This is a genomic window from Streptomyces sp. SID9727, from assembly GCF_010550605.1.
In the GTDB taxonomy this organism is placed as follows: domain Bacteria; phylum Actinomycetota; class Actinomycetes; order Streptomycetales; family Streptomycetaceae; genus Streptomyces.
On the sequence record NZ_JAAGNI010000357.1, the window covers coordinates 1 to 22838 of the forward strand.

Genomic DNA, 22838 nt, shown 5'->3' on the forward strand with positions numbered 1-22838 from the left:
CGCCGCCGCCAGCGCGCCCCGCAGCGCCGCGAGCAGCCGCTTGCCGACCGGCTCCGCCACCAGCGCGTCCACCGCCCCGGCGAACCGCACCGACGGCTGGAAGCCCAGCACCGCCGCCGCGCCCCCGGTCTCCCGGAGCACCTGCCCCCGGAAGGTGGCGGGGGCCTCGGCGGGCGGCTGCTGGAGCGCGAAGATGGCCGTCCGCACCTCCTGGATCGTGGAGTCCAGCTCGTCCACGGCCGTCCCGAGCAGCTCGCCCGTCTCCCCGGTACCGGCCCTCCGGCGCGTCGACTCCAGCATCATCTCGGTGGCGAACAGCCGCTGGACGACCAGATCGTGCAGGTCCCGCGCGATCCGGTCGCGGTCCTCGTACACCGCCAGCCGTTCCCGGTCCTGCCGCGAGTCCGCCAGCACCAGGGCCAGCGCGGCCTGTGAGGCGAACTGGGCGGCCAGCAGCCGGTCCAGGGCGGTGTACGGACGGGCTCCGCGCCGCCGGGGCAGGGCGAGCGTCCCGATGAGCCGGCCCCCGCTCTGCAACGGCAGCATCATGCTCGGGCCGAACCGCGACCGTACCGGCGTCGTCATCCGGGGATCGGTCGCCGAGTCCTCGATGAACACGGGCTCGCCGCCGAGCAGCTGTTCCAGGACGGGGGAGCCGGGGGCGATCGCCGTGCCCACCAGACCGGCCGGATCCTCGTGCGTCGAGGCGGCCACGATCTCCATCCCGCCCGCGTCGGTGGGCTGGAGGATCACCCCGGCCGAGGCGTCACTCAGCAGCCGCGCCCGCTCCGCCACCGTCGTCAGCGCGTCGGACGGGATGGCGCCGGTGAGCAGGGTGTTGGTGACGGCCGCCGCGCCCTCGATCCAGCGGGCCCGCTGGCGGGCGCTCTCGTACAGCCGGGCGTTGCCGATCGCGATGCCCGCCTGCGCGGAGAGGACCTTCAGCAGCCCGGCGTCCGTCTCGGTGAAGCGCCCGGTGTGCTTCTCCGAGAGGTAGATGTTGCCGAAGACCTCGTGGTGCACCCGGATCGGGGCGCCGAGGAACGAGCGCATCGGGGGATGCCCGGGCGGAACGCCGGTGGCACGCGGATCGGCCGTCAGATCGTCGGAGCGCAGCGGACCCGGCGCGTCCACGAGCGCGCCGAGCATGCCGGTGTGCCCGTCCGGGAAGTCACCGATCGCCGCCTGCTCGTCCTCGCTCATCCCGCACACGTACAGCTCGCGGATCGTGCCGCGTACGGGGTCCAGTACGCCCAGCGCCCCGTACCGGGCGTCGGTCAGGGCGGTGGCGGTGTCGATGATCTGCTGGAGCGTGGCCCGGAGTTCGAGGTCCGAGCCGACACTCAGCACGGCTTCGAGCAGCCGGGGCAGCAGCGGCGACCTGGGCAGGCCCGGGTCCGGCAGCGCCCCGGACGGTCGGTCCGTCATCCGCCGCTCCCGCCGCCCGGGTCAGCTCGCCAGTGGGTCGAGGACCAGGGAACTGATCTCGCCCTCCATCATGGCGCCGAGACCGAGGATCGAGCAGGTGTCGGGCCGCTCCGCGATGTGCACCGGCACGCCGGTCGCGTCGCGCAGCATCCGGTCGAGGCCGGGCAGCAGGGCGCTCCCGCCGACCATCGTGATCCCGCAGTCCGCGAGGTCGGCGACGAGGTCGGGCGGGCAGTCCCGCAGCACCTTGCCCACACCGTCCAGGACGGCGGTGAGCGGGCGGTGGATCGCCTGCCGGATCGCGGCGGTGTCGACCTGGACGGACCGGGCCAGGCCGGTGGCGACGTCCCGGCCGTGGATCTCGGTGACCGAGGGGCCCTGCGCGGTCAGCCCGTTGCCGTGCAGGGCGAGCTGGAGGGGGCGCACGGACTGGCTGGGCAGCATCAGTTCGTGGTGCTGGCGCAGGTGCTGGATCACCGCGTGGTCGATCGCGTCGCCGCCGACCGGGAGGCGTACCGCCGTCACGATCGAGCCGAGCGAGAGCACCGCGATCTGCGTCGTCGCGGCCCCGCACACCATGATCATGGTCGCGGTCGGCTGCTCGACCGGAAGCCCGCAGCCGACGGCCGCCGCGATCAGGGTGTCGACCAGCTCCACCCGCCGGGCGCCGAGGCCGACCAGGGTCTCCACGGAGGCCCGCCGCGCGAGCGGGTCGCTGTCGTGCGGGGTGCAGGCGGCGGCGCGCAGCCAGGGCTTGCGGCGCAGCTGGCGCCGGAGCTTCTCGCCGAGGAGGTGGCGCAGCATGCGCTGGGCCATCTCGATGTCCACGACGGTCCCGCCGGACACGGGCCGGGCCACCCGGATGTAGTCCGGGGTGCGGCCCGTCATCTGCTCGGCGAGCGCGCCCACGGCGATGAGTGAGCCGGTACGGGTGTTGACGGCGGCGACACTCGGCTCGTCCACGACGAGCCCGGGCCCCTTGACGTACACCCGGGTGCGGGAGGCCCCCAGGTCGACGGCGACATGGCAACGGCGCAACTGCTCAAGGCTGACGGTCACGGCGGGTTCCTCCCGAGAGCGTTGAGGGCGACCGACGGACAGCCGGCTCTCCTGAAAGCCTGCGCCGTTCGGGGCTCCCACGCCCGCTGGACTGAGCCGGAGGGGGGACACTCTGACGGCGTGTCGAGCGCGTTGCGCGCCTGCGGAGCGTCCGCACGTACGAACGCCGCGCCGGCACCCGCCTCCAGCCGCTCCGGCGTTTGAGGGCCCCCGGCTACGCAGGCCCGACGACCACCCGGCGACGTCCGGCCCGTCCGGCGTTCGAGGACGCCCGGACCCGCGGGTCCGACGGCGCCCGGCGAAACCCGGCCCGTCCGGCGCTCGAGGCCCCCTCAACCCCCCGGCACCACCCGCTGCAGCAACCCCCACGTGAACTCCGCGACACACGTACGGGCCCCGGTCCCGATCCCCAGCGCCCACCGCGTCGGCGCGCTCCCCTCCATCGGCCGCGCCGGGGCGAAGGCCCGGGCGACCTCGTCCACCGTGCACGACCAGGGCACGAGGTCGTCCACCGTCCGGAGCGCCGGCACCGCCGCGCCCCGCGCCCGTACCAGCCACTCGTTCCACACCGCGCCGCCCGGCGCCACCATCACCTCGAACCGCAGCTCCGGCCAGAGCGGAACCGGCCACAGCAGCACGTCGAACTTCAGGTCACCCAGGACCCGGCGGCCCGTCGACTCCGGCTCGCCGAGCACCGACCGGTAACGCCGCAGCGTGCCCCGCCCGCGCGGTGCCCGGACCATCGCCTGCCACCGCCGGTTCGCCTCCCGCATCTCCGCGAGCGACGCGCCCAACTCGTGCCGGGCGTCCTCCACCAGACCCGGCTGGTGGTCCGCCATCCGGCGCAACAGGACGAGCTGGAACTCACGGGGCCCGAAGCGGGGCCCGGAAGGGGCGGCGGCGCTCATGGACCCCATCGTGCCCGCCCGCCGCTCAGACGCCCAGCATCCGCCGCAGCAGGTCCCGAAGCACCGTCCGGTCCGCCGCGGAAAGGCCCGCCAGCGGCTCCCGCGCGAAGTCCAGTGCGTCCCGAAGCTGCACGGCCGTCGCCGCGCCCCGCTCGGTCGGCGCGGCCAGCTTCACCCGCCGGTCGCCCGGATCCGGACGCCGCTCCACCAGGCCGCGCGCCTCCAGCCGGTCCACGATCCCGGTCACGTTGGACGGCTCGCACTTCAGCTTCTGGGCGATCCTGCGCATGGGAAGCGGCTCGACGGACAGCAGCCCCAGCACCCGGGCCTGCGCGCCCGTGAGGCTGTGCTCGGCGGCGGCCCGGTCGTACTCCTCGTAGTAACGCGCGACGACGCTGCCGATGAGCTCGATGACTTCGAGGGTCAGGGGGTCTGTGCGCGGGGTGGCCATGACACACAGGATAACCAGTTGCTTGACAACATGAAATATCCAGGAGCATGGTTGTTTCAGATGGTGAAGCTTTCCGGGCTTCCGTCGAACCGACACCCCACACCGAGGAGACCCCGAGCCCATGTCTGCAGCTCTTCCCGCGTCCGGCCGCGAATGGCACCTCACCGCCCGCCCGCACGGCTGGCCGAAGGCCGAGGACTTCGCGCTGCGTGAGGCCGAGGTCGCCGCCCCCGCCGAGGGCCGGGTCCTCGTCCGCAACCTGCACTTCTCCGTGGACCCCTACATGCGCGGTCGAATGAACGACGTGAAGTCGTACACCCCGCCGTTCAAGCTCGACCACCCCATGGACGGCGGCGCCGTCGGCGAGGTCGTCGCGTCGAACGCCGAGGGCTTCGAGGTGGGCGACCACGTCCTGCACGGCCTCGGCTGGCGCGAGTACGCGAGCGTCCCCGCCCAGCACGCGGTGAAGGTCGACGGCTCGATCGCCCCCCTCTCCGCCTACCTCGGCGTCCTCGGCATGACCGGGCTCACCGCCTACGCCGGCCTGTTCGACGTGGCGTCCTTCAAGGAGGGCGACGCGGTCTTCGTCTCCGGCGCCGCCGGCGCGGTCGGCAGCCAGGTCGGCCAGATGGCGAAGATCAGGGGCGCCTCCCGGGTCATCGGCTCCGCGGGCTCCGACGAGAAGGTCAAGCTCCTCACCGAGGAGTACGGCTTCGACGCCGCGTTCAACTACAAGAACGGCCCCGTCGCCGAGCAGCTGCGCGAGGCCGCCCCCGACGGCATCGACGTCTACTTCGACAACGTCGGCGGCGAGCACCTGGAGGCCGCGATCTCCTCGTTCAACGTGCACGGCCGCGCCACCATCTGCGGCATGATCGCCCAGTACAACGCCACCGAGCCCACCCCCGCCCCGCGCAACCTCGCGCTGGTCATCGGCAAGCGGCTGCGCCTCCAGGGCATGCTCGTCGCCGACCACCAGGACCTCCAGCAGCAGTTCGTCCAGGAGGTGGCCGGCTGGCTGAACTCCGGCGAGCTGAAGTACCGCGAGACGGTCGTCGAGGGCATCGAGAACGGCGTGGACGCCTTCCTCGGCCTGCTGCGCGGTGAGAACACCGGGAAGATGATCGTCTCCCTCGGCTGAACCGCCCTTCCCCGCACCCGTTAGGCTCAACTCACACCGTCGCGATCGTGGGCGCGAGTCGCGGCGCATCCGCAGGAGGAATCCTCAGCATGACCATTCAGGACATAACCGTCGCGTACACCGCCGTCGCCACCGCCGAGAACGGCCGTGACGGCCGCGTCGCCTCGGACGACGGCAAGCTCGACGTCGTCGTCAACCCGCCGAAGGAGATGGGCGGCAGCGGCGCCGGCACCAACCCGGAGCAGCTCTTCGCCGCTGGTTACAGCGCCTGCTTCCAGGGTGCGCTGGGCGTCGTCGCCCGCCAGGAGAAGGCCGACATCTCCGGGTCCACGGTGACCGCGGCGGTCTCCATCGGCAAGACCGAGGCCGGCGGCTTCGGTCTGGAGGTCGCCATCACCGCGACCATCCCGAACGTCGACAGGGCGACCGCGCAGGCGCTCATCGAGAAGGCCCACCAGGTCTGCCCGTACTCGAACGCCACGCGCGGCAACATCAAGGTGGAGCTCGCGGTCGCCTGACCGCTCCCCGCCCCACTGGACCGAGCCCCGTCCCGGGTCCCGCTAGGCTGACGCCATGCGTGATCTCGGGGCGGGGCTCGGTTTTCTGATCAAGGGCCAGCGCTGGGTGTTCGGCCACGGCAGATGGTTCGGCATAGGGCTGCTGCCCGGTCTGATCACCCTCGTGCTGTACGCCGGCGCCCTCGTCGGCCTCGGTTACGGCGCCGACGACCTGGTGGCGTGGGCGACGCCGTTCGCCGACGACTGGTCGTCGCCCTGGCTGGGCCTGCTGCGCAACACCCTGACCGTGCTGGTCTTCGTCCTCGGCCTGTTCCTGGCCGTGGTCACCTTCACCGCCGTGACCCTGCTGGTCGGGCAGCCCTTCTACGAGTCGCTGTCCGAGGAGGTCGAGCGCACCGAGGGCGGCACGGTCCCCGAATCCGGACTGCCGCTCTGGCGGGAGCTGTGGATCTCCGCCCGCGACAGCGTGCGCATCCTGGTGCGGGTCGGGCTGTACGCGATCCTGCTCTTCGCCCTCGGATTCGTGCCCGTCGCCGGGCAGACCGTCGTCCCCGTCCTCGGCTTCTGCGTCACCGGGTACTTCCTGGCCGAGGAGCTGACCGCCGTCGCGCTCCAGCGCCGGGGCATGGTGCTGAAGGACCGCCTCGCCCTGCTGCGCGGCAACCGCGTGCGCACCCTCGGTTTCGGCGTACCGCTGGGGCTGGCGTTCATGCTGCCGTTCGTCGCGGTGGTCCTGATGCCCGGGGCCGTCGCGGGGGCGACCCTGCTGGCGCGGGGCCTGGTCGGCGACGACGGGGCGGACGACGGGGGCAAGGGCGAGACGGCCACCGCCGAGGACTGAACGGCCGCCGCGCTCCCGCACGGCGAACCGCTCAGCGCACCGCGAACCGCTCAGCGCACCGAGAACGCGTACACCGTCGTGGACGCGAACTCCTCGCCCGGCCGCAGTACCGTGCTCGGGAACTCCGGCCGGTTCGGCGAGTCCGGGAAGTGCTGGGTCTCCAGGGCGATCCCCGCGCACGGGCCGAATGGCCGCCCGTCCATGTGGTCCGCCGTGTACAGCTGGAGCCCGGGCTCCGTCGTCGTCACCGTCAGCACGCGCCCGGACCCCTCGTCGTACAGCTCCGCCGCAGGGGCCGTGCCGTCGAGCACGAAGTTGTGGTCGTACCCCTTGCCCACCGGCAGGGGCTCGCGGAAGTCGAAGCGCGTGCCCTCCACCGGCAGGAACTCGCCGGTCGGCAGCGACTCCTCGTCCACCGGAGTGACCGCCCCGGCGGCGATCCGCAGCCGCTGACCGAGCGCGCTGCCGCTGTCGGCGCCCGCCAGGTTCCAGTAGGTGTGGTTCGTCAGGTTCAGCACGGTCGGCGCGTCCGTCACCGCCCGGTACGCGATGCGCAGCGCCCCGCCCGCGTCCAGCGTGTACGCCGCCGTCAGCTCGACGCGCCCGGGGAAGCCCTCCTCGCCGTCCGCCGAGACGAAGGACAGCTCCACCCCGTCCGGGATCGCCCGCGCGTCCCACACCCGCTTGTCGAAGCCACGCACCCCGCCGTGCAGCTGGTTGCGGCCCTCGTTGCGCGTCAGGTGGTGCGTACGGCCGTCCAGCTCGAAGGACGCCCCGCCGATCCGGTTCGCGTACCGGCCGACGAGCGCGCCGAAGTACGGCGCCGTGTACTCCTGGTACGAGGCCAGGTCGGGCAGCCCGAGGGCGATCCCGGCCCGTACGCCGTCCCGGTCCGGCGCCTCGGCCGACTGCACGATGCCGCCGTACGTCAGGACACGCACCCGCGTGCCGTCCCGCTCCAGCGTCCAGCGGTGCACCGCGGTGCCGTCCGCGAGGGTGCCGAAGTGCTCCGTACCGATCACCGTGCCCGAACCCGTTTCCATGATCAGCGACTCTACGCGGGCGGCCGCACCGCCGTGACGTTCCGGTAGGCGATCTCGGCGAGCCGCGCCTGTCCGTTGCGGCCGGGGTGGAACCAGTCCCACTGGCTGAGCTGCTTGCCGGTGAACCGGTAGTCGAACACCGCCCCGCCGTCGTAACGGCAGCGGCGGTCCTTCGCGCACACCTCGCGCAGCACCTCGTTGTACGCCACGACCCGCTCCTGCACCGCGGTGCGCCGGGCCACCGCCGCCGCGCCCATGTCGTCCGCGTCGGACAGCATCGACTTGCAGATGCCCAGCTTCCAGATCTGCTTGCCCAGCGGGTTGGCGCGCCCCTGCGACCACAGCCGCTTCAGGTCCGGCACGCTCGACACGTACACCTGCGCCTTCGGCGCCCCGGCGCGCAGCTCGCGCAACGACGTCTCGAACGACCTCCGGAAGTCCGCCACCGGAGTCATCGACCGCACCGAGTCCCGGCAGGCGTCGTTGGCGCCGATCATCACCGTCACCAGGTCGGGGTCCTCGTCCGCCGCCAGCGCCATCTGCTCCGGCAGCTGCGCCATCCGGGCGCCCGTCACCGCGTGGTTCCAGCTGTGGTCCGCCGCGCCGGACGCGCCCAGGAGCCGTACCGCCAGGCTGCGCACCGAGCTGTCCGTGCCGGTCGACCAGGAGGCCTCCGGGCAGTCGGCCAGCACCGAACACGCGTCGAAGCCGCGCGTGATGGAGTCCCCGACCGCAGCGATCGACTTCGGTCGCGGGTCCCAGACCGGGCCCGCCGCCGGGGACGGACGGTGCTCGGCCGCCGAGCCCTTCGTCGTCCCGTCGGACCCCGAGCCGCAGCCGGCCAGCGCCGCCGGGCCCAGGCAGGCCAGAGCGGCCAGCCCCGCCAGTGCGGTGCGTGAGCGGTGCCGTACGGACCGATCCGGCATTGCCTGGTCTCCTCCTGTTCGTGCCCCGCCGCTCCGCCGGGTGAAGACTGAGCGAAGAAGGGCCCCGGGACCGACGGTACGTCACACCTCCGACACCGGGGCGCGATAGCTTTTCCCCGTCGAACCAGTGGCTTTCGCGGCGCCCGGCTCCACTCGGGTGGCATCCGAACATCACACCGCGTCACATACTGTCGCTTTTCCGGAGAATATCTCCCGATGATGTTTACTGATGACAGGCCGCTGGGGAAGGCGAACCTCGTCCCACACTGGAGGTCCCGGTGACGACACGTGGAGTCCTGTACGTTCACTCCGCACCGCGCGCGCTCTGCCCACACGTCGAATGGGCGGTGGCGGGAGTCCTCGGCGGGCGGGTGCAGCTCGACTGGATCAGACAGCCGGCGGCGCCGGGCACCTGGCGCTCCGAATTCTCCTGGCAGGCACGGCCCGGCACGGCGTCCAAACTGGCGTCCGCGCTGCGCGGCTGGGACCTGCTGCGTTTCGAGGTGACGGCGGAGCCGTCGCCCACGGCGGAGGGCGAGCGCTACAGCTCGACGCCCACGCTGGGCATCTTCCACGCCGTCACCGGCATGCACGGCGACATCCTGGTCCCCGAGGACCGCCTCCGCGCCGCGCTGGCCCGCTCCGCGGGCGGCGAGACGGACCTGGCGGCGGAGATCGCCAAGCTCCTCGGCAAGCCCTGGGACGACGAACTGGAGTCGTTCCGCCATGCGGGCGAGGGCGCGCCCGTCCGCTGGCTGCACCAGGTCGTGTAACCCGGGGCCGATCCAACCCCTCCGAACAGCACGACGAAGCCCGCACCCTCACACGGATGGCACGGGCTTCGAAGCCGCGCGGACGCGCAAGCGCGTCAGACGCTGCGGAACGCCAGCACCACGTTGTGGCCGCCGAAGCCGAACGAGTTGTTGATCGCCGCGATCGGCCCCTCCGGCAGCGCCCGGGGCGCCTCCCGGACGATGTCCGCGTCGATCTCCTCGTCCAGGTGGTCCACGTTGATCGTCGGCGGAGCCATCCGGTGGTGCAGCGCCAGGACCGTCGCCACGGTCTCGATGCCGCCCGCACCGCCGAGCAGGTGGCCCGTCATCGACTTCGTCGCGGAGATCGCGACGTGGTCCAGGTCCTCGCCCAGCACCGCGCGCAGCGCCTTGACCTCCGCGAGGTCACCCTGCGGGGTGGACGTCGCGTGGGCGTTCAGGTGGGCGATCTCCGACGGCTTGAGGTCCGTCTGGTCCAGCAGGTTCCGCATCGCCGCGGCGATACCGCGACCCGTCGGCTCCGGCTGCGCGATGTGGTGGGCGTCGGCCGAGAGGCCCTGGCCCAGCACCTCGCAGTAGACCCGGGCGCCCCGCTTCGCCGCGTGCTCCGCGGACTCCAGGACGACGACACCGGCGCCCTCGCCGAGGACGAAGCCGTCGCGGCCCACGTCGTACGGGCGGGAAGCCTTCTCCGGCTCGTCGTTGCTCTTGGACATCGCCATCATGTTGGCGAAGGCGGCGATCGGCAGCGGGTGGATCGCCGCCTCGGTGCCGCCGGCGAGGACCACGTCGGCGCGGCCGGTGCGGATCATCTCGACGGCGTACCCGATCGCCTCGGCACCCGAGGCGCAGGCGGAGACCGGGGTGTGGACGCCCGCCTGGGCGTTCACCTCGATGCCCACATTCGCGGCCGGGCCGTTGGGCATGAGCATGGGCACGGTGTGCGGGGAGACGCGGCGTACGCCCTTCTCCTTCAGCACGTCGTACTGGTCGAGCAGGGTGATCACGCCGCCGATACCGGAGGCGATCACCGAACCCAGCCGCTCGGGCTGGATCGTTTCGTCCTCACCGGCCTTGCCGGTGAAACCCGCGTCCGCCCACGCCTCACGGGCCGCGATCAGCGCGAACTGCGCCGAGCGGTCCAGGCGGCGGGCGAGCGGACGGGGCAGGACGTCAGCGGGATCGACGGCCGCCAGGGCCGCGATCCGGACAGGCAGTTCGGCGAAACGTTCGCCCTCGAGAGGCTTGACGCCGGAACGCCCGGCCATCAGACCTTCCCAGGTCGATGCGGAATCGCCACCCAGCGGAGTGGTTGCGCCGATACCGGTGACGACCACGGTGCGATTGGTCGAGTTCACTGGAAAATCTTCTCCACGTGTAGGGGGTCGTGAATCAGCGGCGCCACCGCCGGGTGGCGACACACGAACCGGCTGGATCAGTCCTGGTGCTTGAGGATGTAGTCCGCGGCGTCGCCGACGGTCTTGAGGTTCTTGACGTCCTCGTCCGGGATCTTCACGTCGAAGCGCTCCTCGGCGGCGACGACGACCTCGACCATGGACAGCGAGTCGACGTCCAGGTCGTCCGTGAAGGACTTGTCGAGCTTGACGTCCTCGGTCGGGATACCGGCGATCTCGTTGACGATCTCGGCGAGACCCTCGACGATCTCTTCCTGCGTGGCGGCCATTTCGGCGCTCCTTCGATGTGTTTCTGCTGGGTTCGGGCGTCCGGGCGAAAAGCCCGGTGTGCCTAGGGGAGAGTAACGACCGTCGCGGCGTAGACGAGACCCGCCCCGAAGCCGATGACGAGCGCGGTGTCCCCGCTCTTGGCCTGGCCGGTCGCCAGGAGCCGCTCCATGGCGAGCGGGATCGAGGCGGCGGAGGTGTTGCCGGTGGTCTCCACGTCACGGGCGACCGTGACGCTCTCCGGCAGCTTCAGCGTCTTCACCATCGAGTCGATGATCCGCATGTTGGCCTGGTGCGGGATGAAGACGTCCAGGTCTTCCGGGGAGATCCCGGCCGCGTCCAGCGCCTGCTGGGCGACCTTCGCCATCTCGAAGACGGCCCAGCGGAACACCGCCTGGCCCTCCTGCGTGATGGCGGGGAACTTGACCTCGCCGCGGTCGTTGAGGGGCAGCTTCGTGACATCGCCGAGCTGGAAGTCGTTCCACGCCACGGTCTGCTTGATCGTCTCGGACTTGTCGCCCTCGGAGCCCCAGACCGTCGGGCCTATGGCGGGCACCTTGGAGGGGCCGACGATGACCGCCCCGGCGCCGTCGCCGAACAGGAAGGCCGTGGCCCGGTCCGTCAGGTCGGTGAGGTCGCTCAGCCGCTCGACGCCGATGACGAGCACGTACTCCGCCGAGCCCTCGACGATCATGCCCTTGGCCAGGGTCAACCCGTAGCCGAAGCCCGCGCAGCCGGCCGAGATGTCGAAGGCGGCGGGCTTGCCGGCGCCGACCTTGTGGGCGATCTCGGTCGCGATGGCCGGGGTCTGCTTGAAGTGCGAGACGGTGGAGACGATGACCGCGCCGATCTGCTCCGGGGCGATCCCGGCATCCGCGATGGCCTTGCCGGACGCCTCGACGGACATCGCGGCCACGGTCTCCTCCTCGGAGGCCCAGTGGCGGGTCGCGATGCCGGAGCGGGAACGGATCCACTCGTCGGACGAGTCGATCGTCTCCAGGATGACCTCGTTGGGCACCACCCGGGTCGGGCGGTAGCCGCCGACTCCCATGATCCGCGCGTACGGAGCGCCCTGGCTCGGCTTGATCTTCGACATGCTCTCGGGCTCCTTAGGCGCCCGCGTGCTCAGCGATGAGCGCGCGGGCCGCGTCGAGGTCGTCAGGGGTCTTGAGCGCGAGGGTCGGGACGCCGGGCAGCGCCCGCTTGGCCAGGCCGGTGAGCGTGCCGCCGGGGCAGACCTCGATGAGCGCGGTGACGCCCATCTCCTTGAAGGTCTCCATGCACAGGTCCCAGCGGACCGGGTTGGCGACCTGGCCGACGATCCGGGTGACGACCTCGTGGCCGGTGGCGACGGTCTTGCCGTCGGCGTTCGAGACGTACGTGACCGAGGGGTCGGAGACGTCCAGGTCCCCGGCCGCCGCGCGCAGCCGCTCGACGGCGGGCGCCATGTGGTGCGTGTGGAAGGCGCCGGCCACCTTCAGGGGCACCACGCGGCGCACACCCTCCGGCTTGTCCTCGGTCAGCGCGGCGATCTGCGCGGCGGTGCCCGCGGCGACGATCTGGCCGGCCCCGTTGACGTTCGCCGGGGTCAGCCCGAGCTTCTCCAGGTGCTCCACCGTGACCTCGGGGTCGCCGCCGAGCAGCGCCGCCATCCCGGTCTCGGTGACCGCGGCGGCCTCGGCCATGGCGAGCCCACGCGTGCGGACGAAGCGGAGCGCGGCCTCCTCGCCGATGACGCGGGCGAACGAGGCGGCGGTGATCTCACCGACGCTGTGGCCGGCGACGACGTCCGGCGTCGCGTCGAGCGCGGCGGCCGAGAGCAGGCCGGCGGCGACCAGCAGCGGCTGGGCCACCGCCGTGTCGCGGATCTCCTCCGCGTCGGCCTCGGTGCCGTAGCGGACGAGGTCGAGCCCGATGGCGTCGGACCAGGCCGCGATGCGGTCGGTGGCACCGGGGAGGTCGAGCCAGGGAGTCAGGAAGCCGGGCGTCTGAGCGCCTTGGCCGGGAGCGACGAGTACGAGCACCCTCACACTCTCTCTTGTGAACGGTCCGGAACACCCGTGGGGACAGGGACGAAGAACCGTAGGGGGAATTGTTGATGTCCGACAAAAGTCTAGGACTGCGTATCCCGGTCGGCCAGACGCCCCAGGATCAGGGCGATTCGCAGAGTGAACGCCGAGCGCACATCGGAAGGTGACCAACCGGTGACGTCTGTCACACGTCGAAGCCGGTAGCGCACGGTGTTGGGATGCACGAAGAGCATCCTGGCCGCGCCCTCCAGGCTGCTCGCCTGTTCCAGATACACACTCAGCGTCTCCAGGAGTGCGGAGCCCGCCTCTTCCAGCGGTCTGTAGATCTCCTCCACCAACTGCTCGCGCGCGGCAGGGTCGCCCGCCATCGCGCGCTCCGGCAGCAGATCGTCCGCGAGCACCGGCCTCGGCGCGTCCTGCCAGGCTCCGCAGGCCTTCAGCCCGGCGGCCGCGGCCTGTGCGGACCGGGTCGCGGCCAGCAGGTCCGCCACCACCGGTCCGGCCACCACGGGGCCCGCCGCGTACGGCCCGATCAGGGCCTTCGCGACCTGGAGCGGGTTGTCGCTGCCGCCCGCGATGACCACCAGGCGGTTGCCGAGCACCCCGGTGAGGACCTGGAGCTTGGCGTGCCGGGCGGCGCGCCGGATCGCCTCCACGGTCAGTTCGCTGTCCCCGTCCGGGGCGGTGCCGAGCAGCACGCAGACGTGCTCGGGGGAGTTCCAGCCGAGGGCGGCGGCCCGGGAGACGGCGCCCTCGTCGGCCTCGCCGGACAGCACCGCGTTCACCACGAGCGATTCGAGGCGGGCGTCCCAGGCGCCCCGGGCCTCGGCCGCCTGCGCGTACACCTGGGCGGTCGCGAACGCGATCTCGCGGGCGTACACGAGCAGCGCCTCCCGCAGCACCGACTCGTCGCCGGGCGCGGCGACCTCGTCGATCGCGGCCTCCATGACCTCGATCGTGGTCCGCACCATCTCGACGGTCTGCCGCAGCGTGATGGCCCGGGTCAGCTCGCGCGGGGCGGTCCCGAAGACGTCGGTCGAGATCGCCTGCGGGGTCTCCGGATGCCGGAACCACTCGGTGAACGCGGCGATACCGGCCTGGGCGACCAGGCCGATCCAGGACCGGTTCTCCGGGGGCATCGCCCGGTACCACGGCAGCGACTCGTCCATGCGGGCGATCGCGTTCGCGGCCAGCCGGCCGGAGGACTGCTCAAGCCGCTTCAGGGTCGCGGCATGGAGGTGGGCGTCGTTCGCAGCGGGCTGCTCAGGATCGGGTCGGGGCACGTGGACAAGACTGCCCTATCCGGCCGCGCGCCCGGATGGCCGGGGCCGGGGACGGCCGGGTCCGGGGGCCGGCGGGCTACCGTGGACGGGTGATTTCCGTACACCGCGCGGGCGACCGGTTCGAGGGCGGGGACGCGGAGGCCGGCATCGCGTCCCGGCACGCGTTCTCCTTCGGCACCTTCTACGACCCCGACAACCTCCGCTTCGGTCCGGTCCTCGCCTGCAACGAGGAGCGCCTCGCGCCCGGCGCGGGCTTCGAGGAGCACCCGCACAGCCATACGGAGATCGTCACCTGGGTCGTCGAGGGCGAGCTGACGCACCGCGACTCGGCCGGTCACGCCACGGTGGTCCGGGCCGGTGACGTCCAGCACCTCAGCGCCGCTTCCGGCGTCCGCCACGTCGAACGCAACGACGGCGAACGTCCGCTGACGTTCCTTCAGATGTGGCTCACGCCCCTGGAGCCCGGCGGTGAGCCCTCGTACACGACCGTGCCGGGCATCGCCGACTCCACCCCGTACGCCCTCCCCGAGGCGGGCGCCATGCTCCATGTGCGCCGCCTCCCGGAGGGCGGGCGCGCGGAGCTCCCCGACGCCCCCCGGGTCTACGTCCACGTGGTGCGCGGCACCGTGCGCGTCGGCGCGGAGGAGCTGACGGCGGGCGACGCGGCCCGCGTCACCGCTGAACGGGGCCTCGAACTGGTCGCGGCCGACGCGGCCGAGGTGCTGGTCTGGGAGCTGTGCGACTGACCGGCACCCCGGCCACCGGCCCGCGTCAGCGGGCGTGGTGCCGGTCGGCCTGCTGGCGCGGGATCTCGCTCAGCCGCGCCGCCGGACGCCGGCGGCTCCGGCCGCTGCTCCGGCCGGGGAACGCGTTGCGCCGCGCGGGCACCTTAGGGGCCAGGGCCACGAAGGCGAGCGGGGCGAGGACCGCGACGAGGATCAGCACGATGAGGGCGTTCATGTTCCTGCCTTCCGTCGGGTACTGACGGTCTGTCACTACGTGTCGTAACCGGAAACCGGCTCCGTAAACACGATGGGTGACGGAAAATCCCGGTGACGGGGGCGGGCTACCGCCGCCACATCGACCACATCGGCGGCCCCGAGCGGAACGTCATCTCCTCGCGGACCTCGAAGCCGTGGCGGCGGTAGAAGGTGAGGTTGCGGCTGTTGCTCGACTCCAGGAAGACCGGGCGGCCGTCCGCGTCCGCCCGTTCCAGCAGGCCGCCGAGGACCACCGAACCGCGTCCCGTACCGCGTGCGTCGGCGTGGGTGCCGAGGTACTCGACGTACCAGTGCGCGGGGCGGGCCGGGTGCCGGTGCTCCAGGGCGAGCAGGCGGCCGGCCGTGCGGGGGAGTTGTGCCCGGCTCGCCCGCAGCAGCGTGCCCGCGTTGCGCAGCAGGTAGCCCGCCGGGAGCTTCCAGGCGCCGGGTTCCGCCCAGACGGCCGCCACCGTGCGGTCCTCGTCCGTCCACACCCGGCCCGCCGGGATCTGCTGCGCCAGGTGCGCGGTGAACAGCAGCCGCAGCCGCCGGTAGCGGTCGCGGGGCATCAGCCAGGACCAGACCGGGTCCTCGGCGTACGCGCTGGCCAGCACGCCCGCGAGCGCGGGGACGTCGGACGCGGTGGCGCGGACTGTGTCGTCGGTCATGGGCGGGGAGCGTAGCGGCCGTCCGGGACCGGCGGCCAGCGTCCCGGCAAGACCGGCGGACCGGCCAATGGGGCGCGACTTTCGGCTATCACCGTGCGGGATCTCGACTGCATGTCGGGGCCATGTAAATCTGCCGGTGCCTCAGGAATACGTCCACGGTTCGCCCGCCGTTCGTACCGGCGGCCTAGCTTTCGCAGGCGCGCAGACGTCCCTCCCCCTTGTGAACCACTCTCCCCGCAGAGGTGCCCCGATGACCCTTCAGATCAGCGAGATCCCGTGTGCGGACACCCAAGCCGATGACACCGGCGAGCTCACCAACGAGATGCGCATCAGCCGCCGCAGGATGCTGCAGACGGCCGCCGTGTCGCTCGGCGCCCTCGCCGCCGGCCCGGTGGCCGAGGCGGTCGGCGGCGCGCAGGCAGAGGCGGCCGAATACCGCCTGCCCCAAGGATTCAAGGGCGATATCTCCGACCTGAGGCACGTGGTGATCCTCATGCAGGAGAACCGTTCCTTCGACCACTACCTCGGCCAGTTGAAGGGGGTGCGCGGCCACGACGACAAGCAGGTCCTGACGTTCCAGGACGGCACCACCGTCTTCCAGCAGCGCGACGCCGCGGGCGCCATCGTGACGCCCGCCGTCTCGACCGCCACCTGGAGCGACAAGCACAACTTCTACGGTGCCAACGGCGGGCGCTGGGACACCTGGGTGCAGGACAAGGGCGACCACTGCATGTGGTACTACACACCCGACTACATGCCGTGGATGTACTCGCTCGCCTCCCAGTACACCGTTTGCGACATGAACTTCTGCTCGCTGCACGGGCCCACGATCCCCAACCGCTACTACCTGATGAGCGGCACGGCCGGCGGCGAGACCAGCAACGCCGGGCAGAACGACTACACCCGCCGCTGGACCACCGTCCCCGAACAGCTCCAGCAGGCCGGCATCGACTGGCGGGTCTACTCCGACAACAGCGGCAACGGCGTCGGCAAGAGCCTGCAGAGCGGATACGTCGGCGAGTACGGCTGCAACGTCACCAACAGCTTCGCCGCCTTCGACCCCCGCACCGCCGACCCGGCCGAGCTCGAACCGGGCACCGGCAGGGTCTGGAAGGCCAACTCCTTCGTCTACGCGGGCGCCACCACGCCCAACGACGACTCCGAGGCCAACCTGGACGCCGTCCTGCGCGACCTGATCGCCGCCTGCGAACCGGGCGCCGAGCACCCGCTGCCCGAGGTGTCCTGGGTGGTCATGCCCGCCGCGTGGAGCGAGCACCCGGGCTTCGACACGGTGCACGGCGAGCGGTACATGAACAAGGTGCTGAAGACCCTCCAGAGCAACGAGGACATCTGGAACCACACCCTCGTGATCATCACGTACGACGAGAACGACGGGAAGTTCGACCACGTCCTGCCGCCCCGCCCGGAGGCCGGCACCCCCGGCGAGTACTCCGGCACCACCCCGTACGGATTCGGGCCCCGCGTCCCGATGCTGCTGGTCTCACCGTGGACGCGCGGCGGCCACGTCGCCTCGGAGGTCTTCGACCACACCTCGACCGTGAGGTTCCTGGAGACCTGGGCCGCGCATCTGGGCAAGCCGTTCACCTGCCCGAACATCACCCCGTGGCGCCGCTCCATCGCCGGCGACCTGACCAGCGCGATCGACTTCGCGCACCCGCGCCCCGGCCCGGTCGTCATCGCCGACCCGGTCACCGGCACCCCGCCGAGGCCGCCCCGCGACCGGATGGAGCCGCGCGGGCTCTCCTTCCACCCGCACGCCGTGCTCACCGAGGACCGGGCCGCCGGCACGGTGACCGCCGCCATGACGCTGACCGGCGGTCCGGAGGGCAAGGCGGTGAGCCTCCAGGTCTTCCCCGACCGGTACCTCCCGTTCGAGAACATCCCGCACACGGTGAGCGCGGCGTCCCCGCGCTCGTACACCTGGGACACGACCGCCACCGACGGCAGATACGCCTTCTCGGTGTACGGCCCCGACGGGTTCCTGCGCTCCTTCGCCGGGCAGCTGCTCCCCGAGGACGCGAGCACCCGCCGCATCGGCCTGCCGCGCGTCGAGGCGCGGCTGGTCCGGGGCAGGCGCCCGGTGGTCCGCCTGGGGCTGCACAACGACGGCCGCCACCCCGTCCGGTACACCCTGGAGGCCAACGACTACGCGGGCGGCACCCGTAAGGTCACCGTCCCCGGCGGCCACTCCGCGGTCGTGGAGTGGCCCACCGAGCACGGCTACTACGACGTGGTGCTCACCGCCGACACCGGCACCGGCTGGACCCAGCGGTACGCGGGCCGGGTGGCGACGGTGAACGACCGCTGACCGGGGCGGCGGGCCCCGTCGCATCGGTCAGCCCGCCAGCTCCGCCAGCACCGCGTCGGTGAACGGCGGCCACACCTCGACCGCCCACGGGCCGAAGGCCCGGTCGGTGAGCGCGACGCAGGCCGCGCCCGCCGCCGGGTCGACCCAGAGGAACGTACCCGACTGCCCGAAGTGGCCGAAGGTCGCGGGGGAGGAGGAGGCACCGGTCCAGTGCGGGGACTTGGAGTCGCGGATCTCGAAGCCGAGGCCCCAGTCGTTGGGGTTCTGGTGGCCGTAGCCGGGGAGGACGCCCTTCAGGCCCGGGTGGACGACGGTCTGCGCGGCGAGCACGGTGCGCGGGTCGAGGAGGCGGGGGGCCTGCACCTCGGCGGCGAAGCGCGCGAGGTCGGCGACCGTGGAGACGCCGTCCTTCGCGGGGGAGCCGTCCAGGGTGGTCGCCGTCATCCCGAGCGGTTCCAGGACCGCCTGGCGGACGTACTCCGGGAACGGGATCTCGGTGGCCTTCGCGATGTGGTCGCCCAGCACCTCGAAGCCCGCGTTGGAGTAGAGGCGCCGGTTACCGGGCGGGGCCATCACCCGGTGCTCGTCGAACGCGAGGCCGCTGGTGTGGGCGAGGAGGTGGCGCACGGTCGAGCCCTCGGGGCCCGCCGGTTCGTCCAGTTCCACGGCGCCCTCCTCGTACGCCACCAGCGCCGCGTACGCCGCGAGCGGTTTGGTGACGGAGGCGAGCGGGAAGCGGTGCGCGGTCGGGCCGTGCGTACCGGCGACCGTGCCGTCCGCTCGTACGACGGCCGCCGCGGCGGTGGGGACGGGCCAGTTCTCGATCATCGCCAGGCTCTGCATGCGTACGAGAGTAGATTCCGGACCCCCTCTGTCGGAAACCGCACCCAATGGTGCTTGCTTCGAGTGCACTCCAACGTCATAGCGTGGAGGCATGACGGTGATGGAGACCACTTCGACCCGGACCGATATCTGCGCCTCCGCCCCCTCGGCGCACCCGCGCCCCGACGGGCAGGACCGCTACACGATCAGCGAGGTCGCCGCGTTCACCGGGCTGACCGCCCACACCCTGCGCTGGTACGAACGGATCGGGCTGATGCCGCACGTCGACCGGTCCCACACCGGCCAGCGCCGCTTCAGCAACCGGGACCTCGACTGGCTCGCCTTCGTCACCAAGCTGCGGCTGACCGGGATGCCGGTCGCGCACATGGTCCGGTACGCCGAGCTCATACGCGAGGGCGACCACACCTTCGAGGAACGGCAGGAACTGCTGGAGGCGACCCGCCGCGACGTCAAGACGCGGATCGCGGAGCTCCAGGACACCCTGGCCGTACTGGACTACAAGATCGACTTCTATGCGGGCGCCCGCCGGGCGCCGGAAGGGCCCAGTGCCTGATGACCGACCACAAGATCGCCACCGTCGAACTCGGCCGAGGAGGCCCCCGCGTCGGGGTCCAGGGCCTCGGCTGCATGGGCATCAGCGAGTTCTACGGGGACACCGACGAGGTCTCGGCCCGCGAGACGCTGGAAACGGCGCTGGCGGCGGGTGTCACCCTCTTCGACACCGCCGACATCTACGGCAGCGGCGCCAACGAGACCTTCCTCGCGCCGTTCGTCGGGGCGCACCGCGACGAGATCACCCTCGCCACCAAGTTCGGCGTCGAGCGGCGCGTCGACGACCCGGACTACCGGGGCGTCAACAACAGCCCCGCGTACATCCGCAAGGCCGTAGAGGCGAGTTTGCGCCGCCTGGACACCGACGTCATCGACCTCTACTACATGCACCGCCGCGACACCGCGGTCCCGCTCGCGGAGTCCGTCGGTGCCATGGCCGAGCTGGTCCGGGAGGGCAAGGTGAAGCAGCTCGGGCTCAGCGAGGTCACCGGCGCCGAACTGCGCGAGGCTCACGCCGTGCACCCGATCGCCGCCCTCCAGTCCGAGTGGTCCCTCTTCAGCCGGGACGTGGAGCGCAGCGCGGTGGCCGCGGCCGCCGAACTGGGCGTCACGGTCGTGCCGTACTCGCCGCTGGGCCGCGGTTTCCTCACCGGGTCCTTCGCGGACGCGGGCAAGGAGCTCTCCCAGGGCGACTTCCGCGCCTCGCACCCCCGGATGACCGGCGAGAACGCCAAGACCAACGCGGCACTCCTGGAGCCCGTCCACAAGATCGCCGCCGCTCACGGGGCGAGTGCCGGGCAGGTCGCGCTCGCCTGGGTCCAGCAGCGCGCCCAGGTCCACGGCATCACCGTCGTCCCGATCCCGGGCACCCGCAGGAGCCACCGCCTCCTGGAGAACGTCGGCGCCACCCGCCTCACGCTCACCGACGACGAGCTGGCCCTCCTCGAACCGATCGCCGGGCAGGTCGCGGGCGACCGCTACCCGGACATGAGCCTGACCTCCCTCGTCCGCGAGTAGCGCGCGGGTAGCGTCCGTACGAGGGAACCGAGCGAGGAGGAACCGGCATGGCGATCAAGCGGATGGACAACGTCGGCATCGTGGTCGAGGACCTGGACGCGGCCATCGCGTTCTTCCGGGAGCTCGGCATGGAGCTGGAGGGCAAGGGCGAGGTCCAGGGCGGCTTCGCCGAGCAGTGCACCGGGCTCGACGGCACGCACTGCGAGATCGCCATGCTCCGCACCCCGGACGGGCACAGCCGCCTGGAGCTGGCGAAGTACCTCAGCCCCGCGCTGATCGACGCCCCGCGCGACCGGCCGCACAACGTTCTCGGCACGCACCGCGTGATGTTCGCCGTGGACGACGTCGAGGACACCGTCGCCCGGCTGCGTCCGCTCGGCGGCGAACTCGTCGGTTCCATCGCGCGGTTCGAGGACACCTACCTCCTCTGCTACCTGCGCGGCCCGGACGGCGTCATCGTCGGGCTGGCGGAGGAGCTGGGGCGGTAGCCGTACGCGCCTTGGGCGATGGACGTGAACGCGCTCAGCGACTCCGTTCCCGGGGCGAAGTAGCCGGTGTGCCCCTTCGCGTCGTCCGCGGGCACCCGGCGGGCGCCGAACCCCGGTGACGCGGGGTCGGCGCCGTGGCCGAGCCCGGCGAACTCGACGTGCGGGACCTTGCCGATCCAGTCGCCGGGGTCCTTCGCCGCCCACACCCGCGCCCCGGTGCGCAGACCGGCCACGTTGTCCGCGCGCATCCCGGGCGAGCCGAGGACCACCAGGTCGGCGACGCGCAGCCGGTGCGCGGCCAGGCCGCAGACGACCGAGCCGTAGCTGTGGCAGAACACCGTGGTGACGGGCGCCCCGGCGGCCCTCAGCCCGTCCGTGAACCGGACCAGCCGCACGGAGCCGGCCTCCGCCAGCGTCCCCCGGGCCGCGTCGAGCCCGAGGCCCACCGGTGTGGTGTACCCGGCCCAGGCGATCACGGCGGTGCCCGGCCCGGTACGGGCGTACAGCGACCTGCCCATGCCGGCCGGCGTGCCGTACACGTCGGTCGTACGGTCGAACGTGCCGGCGTCGATGTCGGACCCCGGTACCACCACGGACACCCGCCGAGCGGCCGCCAGGTCGCCGAAGACCTCCGCGACCTGGCCCCGGCCGCGCGGGTCGAACGCCAGGAAGCGGCGGGCCGGGTCCTCGGCGAGGCGGGCGTAGCGGGAGTCGTGGGACGCCTTCAGCGCACGGGCGTTGGCGCGGTAGCGCAGTGCCACGGGGGCGCCGTCGAGGTTGCCGACGACGAGCGGATGCCTCGCGGCCAGGGCCTGTCGCTGCGCCTCGCTCAACCCCGCGAAGAACGCCGCGACTTCGGCGGGCGAATCCTCCTCCGGGTCGGGCAGCTCGCGGCCCAGCGTGTGGTCGGCCCGCCAGGAGGCCGTGCCCGGCGGCGGACCCGTGACCGCCTGCTGGGCGTTGCCCGACACCCAGCCCGCCGTCCCCGACACCACGGTGACCGCCAGCGCGGCCGCGACCAGGGTCCTCGCGTAAGGCCTCATCCGCCCCGCCCTCCCTCTCCGGCCGAACCGGCCGGTCCCCGCACGCCGTTCGGCGCGACGGGAGGAAGGTAGGAACGCGGTGGGTGCGCGGGCGTCACACCGGGGGGCCAACTGCCGTGTGATACCCGGGTAGGGGGTGGGGCGGGCGCGTCAGGCGGAGCCGGGGACGACGAGCCCCGCCTCGTACGCGAAGATCACCGCCTGCGCCCGGTCGCGCAGGGACAGCTTCGCCAGGACGCGCCCGATGTGCGTCTTCACCGTCTGTTCGGCGAGCACCAGCTTCCCGGCGATCTCCTGGTTCGAGAGGCCGCGCGCGATGAGTTCCAGGACCTCCGTCTCGCGCGGCGTCAGCCCGTTGAGGCGCAGCGTCGCCCCGCCCCTGGACGCCGCCGAAGGCCCCTGCTTCGCGAAGTCGGCGATCAGACGGCGCGTCACGGAGGGCGCGAGCAGCGCGTCGCCCGCCGCCACCACCCGGACCGCCGCGATCAGGTCCGCCGGGGGCGCGTCCTTCAGCAGGAAGCCGGACGCCCCGGCCCGCAGCGCCTCGTACACGTAGTCGTCCACGTCGAACGTGGTCAGCATCAGCACCCGGGGCACATGGACCACGCCCGGCGGCGGGTCGAGGAGTGCGCGAGCCGCCGCGAGGCCGTCCATCTCGGGCATCCGCACGTCCATCAGGACCACGTCCGGGTGGACACGGCGGCTGACCTCGATGCCCTGGCGCCCGTCCGGCGCCTCACCGACCACGTCGATGTCCGCCTGCGCCGCCAGCAGGGCGGCGAAACCCGCCCGCACCATGGCCTGGTCGTCGACGATGATCACACGGATGGTCACG

25 protein-coding genes are annotated in these 22838 nt (G+C 72.3%); 9 read left to right on the forward strand and 16 right to left on the reverse strand.

The annotated features are described in order from the left end of the window. The 4 genes from G3I41_RS24645 to G3I41_RS24660 all read right to left on the reverse strand — a co-directional run. Positions 1 to 1428, reverse strand: a 1428-nt coding sequence (locus G3I41_RS24645; protein WP_164402561.1) for a GAF domain-containing protein, incomplete at its 3' end; no start/stop codon positions are given. Between the two features lie 21 nt (positions 1429 to 1449). Then, positions 1450 to 2487, reverse strand: a complete 1038-nt coding sequence (locus G3I41_RS24650; RefSeq protein WP_164402562.1) for a rod shape-determining protein — start codon at positions 2485 to 2487, stop codon at positions 1450 to 1452. A gap of 332 nt (positions 2488 to 2819) precedes the next feature. Further along, positions 2820 to 3395, reverse strand: coding sequence for a hypothetical protein (locus tag G3I41_RS24655; protein ID WP_164402563.1), 576 nt, complete (start codon positions 3393 to 3395; stop codon positions 2820 to 2822). A 25-nt stretch (positions 3396 to 3420) separates the two neighbouring features. Further along, complete coding sequence (locus G3I41_RS24660; RefSeq protein ID WP_164402564.1) at positions 3421 to 3846, reverse strand: MarR family transcriptional regulator; 426 nt, start codon at positions 3844 to 3846, stop codon at positions 3421 to 3423. A gap of 121 nt (positions 3847 to 3967) precedes the next feature. On the opposite strand from G3I41_RS24660, the gene G3I41_RS24665 reads away from it, so the two are divergent. From G3I41_RS24665 to G3I41_RS24675, 3 genes are all read left to right on the forward strand, one after another. Further along, the gene (locus tag G3I41_RS24665; RefSeq protein WP_164402565.1) at positions 3968 to 4987 is read left to right on the forward strand and encodes an NADP-dependent oxidoreductase; all 1020 of its coding nucleotides are present in this window, start codon (positions 3968 to 3970) and stop codon (positions 4985 to 4987) included. 89 nt (positions 4988 to 5076) lie between these two features. Next, positions 5077 to 5505 carry an organic hydroperoxide resistance protein gene (locus G3I41_RS24670; RefSeq protein ID WP_164402566.1) on the forward strand — a complete coding sequence of 143 codons (429 nt, stop codon included), beginning with the start codon at positions 5077 to 5079 and terminating at the stop codon, positions 5503 to 5505. A gap of 55 nt (positions 5506 to 5560) precedes the next feature. Beyond that, positions 5561 to 6346: an EI24 domain-containing protein gene (locus tag G3I41_RS24675; protein WP_164402567.1), complete on the forward strand. Its 786-nt coding sequence runs from the start codon at positions 5561 to 5563 to the stop codon at positions 6344 to 6346. 50 nt (positions 6347 to 6396) lie between these two features. Here the strand turns inward: G3I41_RS24675 and G3I41_RS24680 are convergent, their stop codons facing one another. Both G3I41_RS24680 and G3I41_RS24685 read right to left on the reverse strand, forming a co-directional pair. Beyond that, positions 6397 to 7389 (reverse strand): aldose epimerase family protein, encoded by a 993-nt coding sequence (locus G3I41_RS24680; protein WP_164402568.1) that lies wholly within the window; start codon positions 7387 to 7389, stop codon positions 6397 to 6399. Positions 7390 to 7400: 11 nt separating this feature from the next. Continuing rightward, positions 7401 to 8315 carry an SGNH/GDSL hydrolase family protein gene (locus G3I41_RS24685; protein ID WP_164402569.1) on the reverse strand — a complete coding sequence of 305 codons (915 nt, stop codon included), beginning with the start codon at positions 8313 to 8315 and terminating at the stop codon, positions 7401 to 7403. A gap of 278 nt (positions 8316 to 8593) precedes the next feature. On the opposite strand from G3I41_RS24685, the gene G3I41_RS24690 reads away from it, so the two are divergent. Further along, positions 8594 to 9088 carry a DUF3145 domain-containing protein gene (locus G3I41_RS24690; protein ID WP_164402570.1) on the forward strand — a complete coding sequence of 165 codons (495 nt, stop codon included), beginning with the start codon at positions 8594 to 8596 and terminating at the stop codon, positions 9086 to 9088. Between the two features lie 95 nt (positions 9089 to 9183). Here G3I41_RS24690 and fabF read toward each other — a convergent pair whose 3' ends face one another. The 5 genes from fabF to G3I41_RS24715 all read right to left on the reverse strand — a co-directional run bounded on the left by fabF (position 9184) and on the right by G3I41_RS24715 (position 14083). Then, complete coding sequence (gene fabF, locus G3I41_RS24695; protein WP_164402571.1) at positions 9184 to 10446, reverse strand: beta-ketoacyl-ACP synthase II; 1263 nt, start codon at positions 10444 to 10446, stop codon at positions 9184 to 9186. Between the two features lie 77 nt (positions 10447 to 10523). Beyond that, positions 10524 to 10772, reverse strand: coding sequence for an acyl carrier protein (locus tag G3I41_RS24700; RefSeq protein WP_164402572.1), 249 nt, complete (start codon positions 10770 to 10772; stop codon positions 10524 to 10526). A 62-nt stretch (positions 10773 to 10834) separates the two neighbouring features. Beyond that, complete coding sequence (locus tag G3I41_RS24705; protein WP_164402573.1) at positions 10835 to 11866, reverse strand: ketoacyl-ACP synthase III; 1032 nt, start codon at positions 11864 to 11866, stop codon at positions 10835 to 10837. Between the two features lie 13 nt (positions 11867 to 11879). Further along, positions 11880 to 12794 (reverse strand): ACP S-malonyltransferase, encoded by a 915-nt coding sequence (locus G3I41_RS24710; RefSeq protein WP_164402608.1) that lies wholly within the window; start codon positions 12792 to 12794, stop codon positions 11880 to 11882. Positions 12795 to 12883: 89 nt separating this feature from the next. Then, positions 12884 to 14083: a helix-turn-helix domain-containing protein gene (locus G3I41_RS24715; RefSeq protein WP_026171552.1), complete on the reverse strand. Its 1200-nt coding sequence runs from the start codon at positions 14081 to 14083 to the stop codon at positions 12884 to 12886. 89 nt (positions 14084 to 14172) lie between these two features. Here G3I41_RS24715 and G3I41_RS24720 point away from each other — a divergent pair, with 89 nt between their 5' ends. Continuing rightward, the gene (locus G3I41_RS24720) at positions 14173 to 14829 is read left to right on the forward strand and encodes a pirin family protein (protein WP_164402574.1); all 657 of its coding nucleotides are present in this window, start codon (positions 14173 to 14175) and stop codon (positions 14827 to 14829) included. A gap of 25 nt (positions 14830 to 14854) precedes the next feature. On the opposite strand, the gene G3I41_RS24725 is transcribed toward G3I41_RS24720, so the two are convergent. Then, complete coding sequence (locus G3I41_RS24725; protein WP_164402575.1) at positions 14855 to 15043, reverse strand: hypothetical protein; 189 nt, start codon at positions 15041 to 15043, stop codon at positions 14855 to 14857. Between the two features lie 106 nt (positions 15044 to 15149). Then, positions 15150 to 15731: a GNAT family N-acetyltransferase gene (locus tag G3I41_RS24730; protein ID WP_164402576.1), complete on the reverse strand. Its 582-nt coding sequence runs from the start codon at positions 15729 to 15731 to the stop codon at positions 15150 to 15152. Between the two features lie 250 nt (positions 15732 to 15981). Here G3I41_RS24730 and G3I41_RS24735 point away from each other — a divergent pair, with 250 nt between their 5' ends. Beyond that, complete coding sequence (locus tag G3I41_RS24735) at positions 15982 to 18060, forward strand: alkaline phosphatase family protein (RefSeq protein ID WP_164402577.1); 2079 nt, start codon at positions 15982 to 15984, stop codon at positions 18058 to 18060. A gap of 27 nt (positions 18061 to 18087) precedes the next feature. Here the strand turns inward: G3I41_RS24735 and G3I41_RS24740 are convergent, their stop codons facing one another. Beyond that, positions 18088 to 18903: a serine hydrolase domain-containing protein gene (locus G3I41_RS24740; protein WP_164402578.1), complete on the reverse strand. Its 816-nt coding sequence runs from the start codon at positions 18901 to 18903 to the stop codon at positions 18088 to 18090. A gap of 91 nt (positions 18904 to 18994) precedes the next feature. Between G3I41_RS24740 and G3I41_RS24745 the strand changes: the two genes are divergently transcribed. From G3I41_RS24745 to G3I41_RS24755, 3 genes are read left to right on the forward strand one after another with little or no spacing between them, the layout of a single operon-like run. After that, on the forward strand, positions 18995 to 19456 hold the full coding sequence (locus G3I41_RS24745; protein WP_164402579.1) for a MerR family transcriptional regulator: 462 nt from the start codon (positions 18995 to 18997) through the stop codon (positions 19454 to 19456). After that, a complete protein-coding gene (locus G3I41_RS24750; protein WP_164402580.1) occupies positions 19456 to 20472 on the forward strand; it encodes an aldo/keto reductase in 1017 nt (338 codons plus the stop codon). Before G3I41_RS24745 ends, G3I41_RS24750 begins: the two co-directional genes overlap by 1 nt. A gap of 47 nt (positions 20473 to 20519) precedes the next feature. Beyond that, a complete protein-coding gene (locus tag G3I41_RS24755; protein WP_164402581.1) occupies positions 20520 to 20960 on the forward strand; it encodes a VOC family protein in 441 nt (146 codons plus the stop codon). Here G3I41_RS24755 and G3I41_RS24760 read toward each other — a convergent pair. Continuing rightward, positions 20903 to 22003, reverse strand: a complete 1101-nt coding sequence (locus G3I41_RS24760) for an alpha/beta hydrolase (RefSeq protein WP_164402582.1) — start codon at positions 22001 to 22003, stop codon at positions 20903 to 20905. The genes G3I41_RS24755 and G3I41_RS24760 overlap by 58 nt on opposite strands. Positions 22004 to 22153: 150 nt before the next feature. Beyond that, the gene (locus G3I41_RS24765) at positions 22154 to 22837 is read right to left on the reverse strand and encodes a response regulator transcription factor (protein ID WP_164402583.1); all 684 of its coding nucleotides are present in this window, start codon (positions 22835 to 22837) and stop codon (positions 22154 to 22156) included. Between the last annotated feature and the right edge of the window lies 1 nt (position 22838).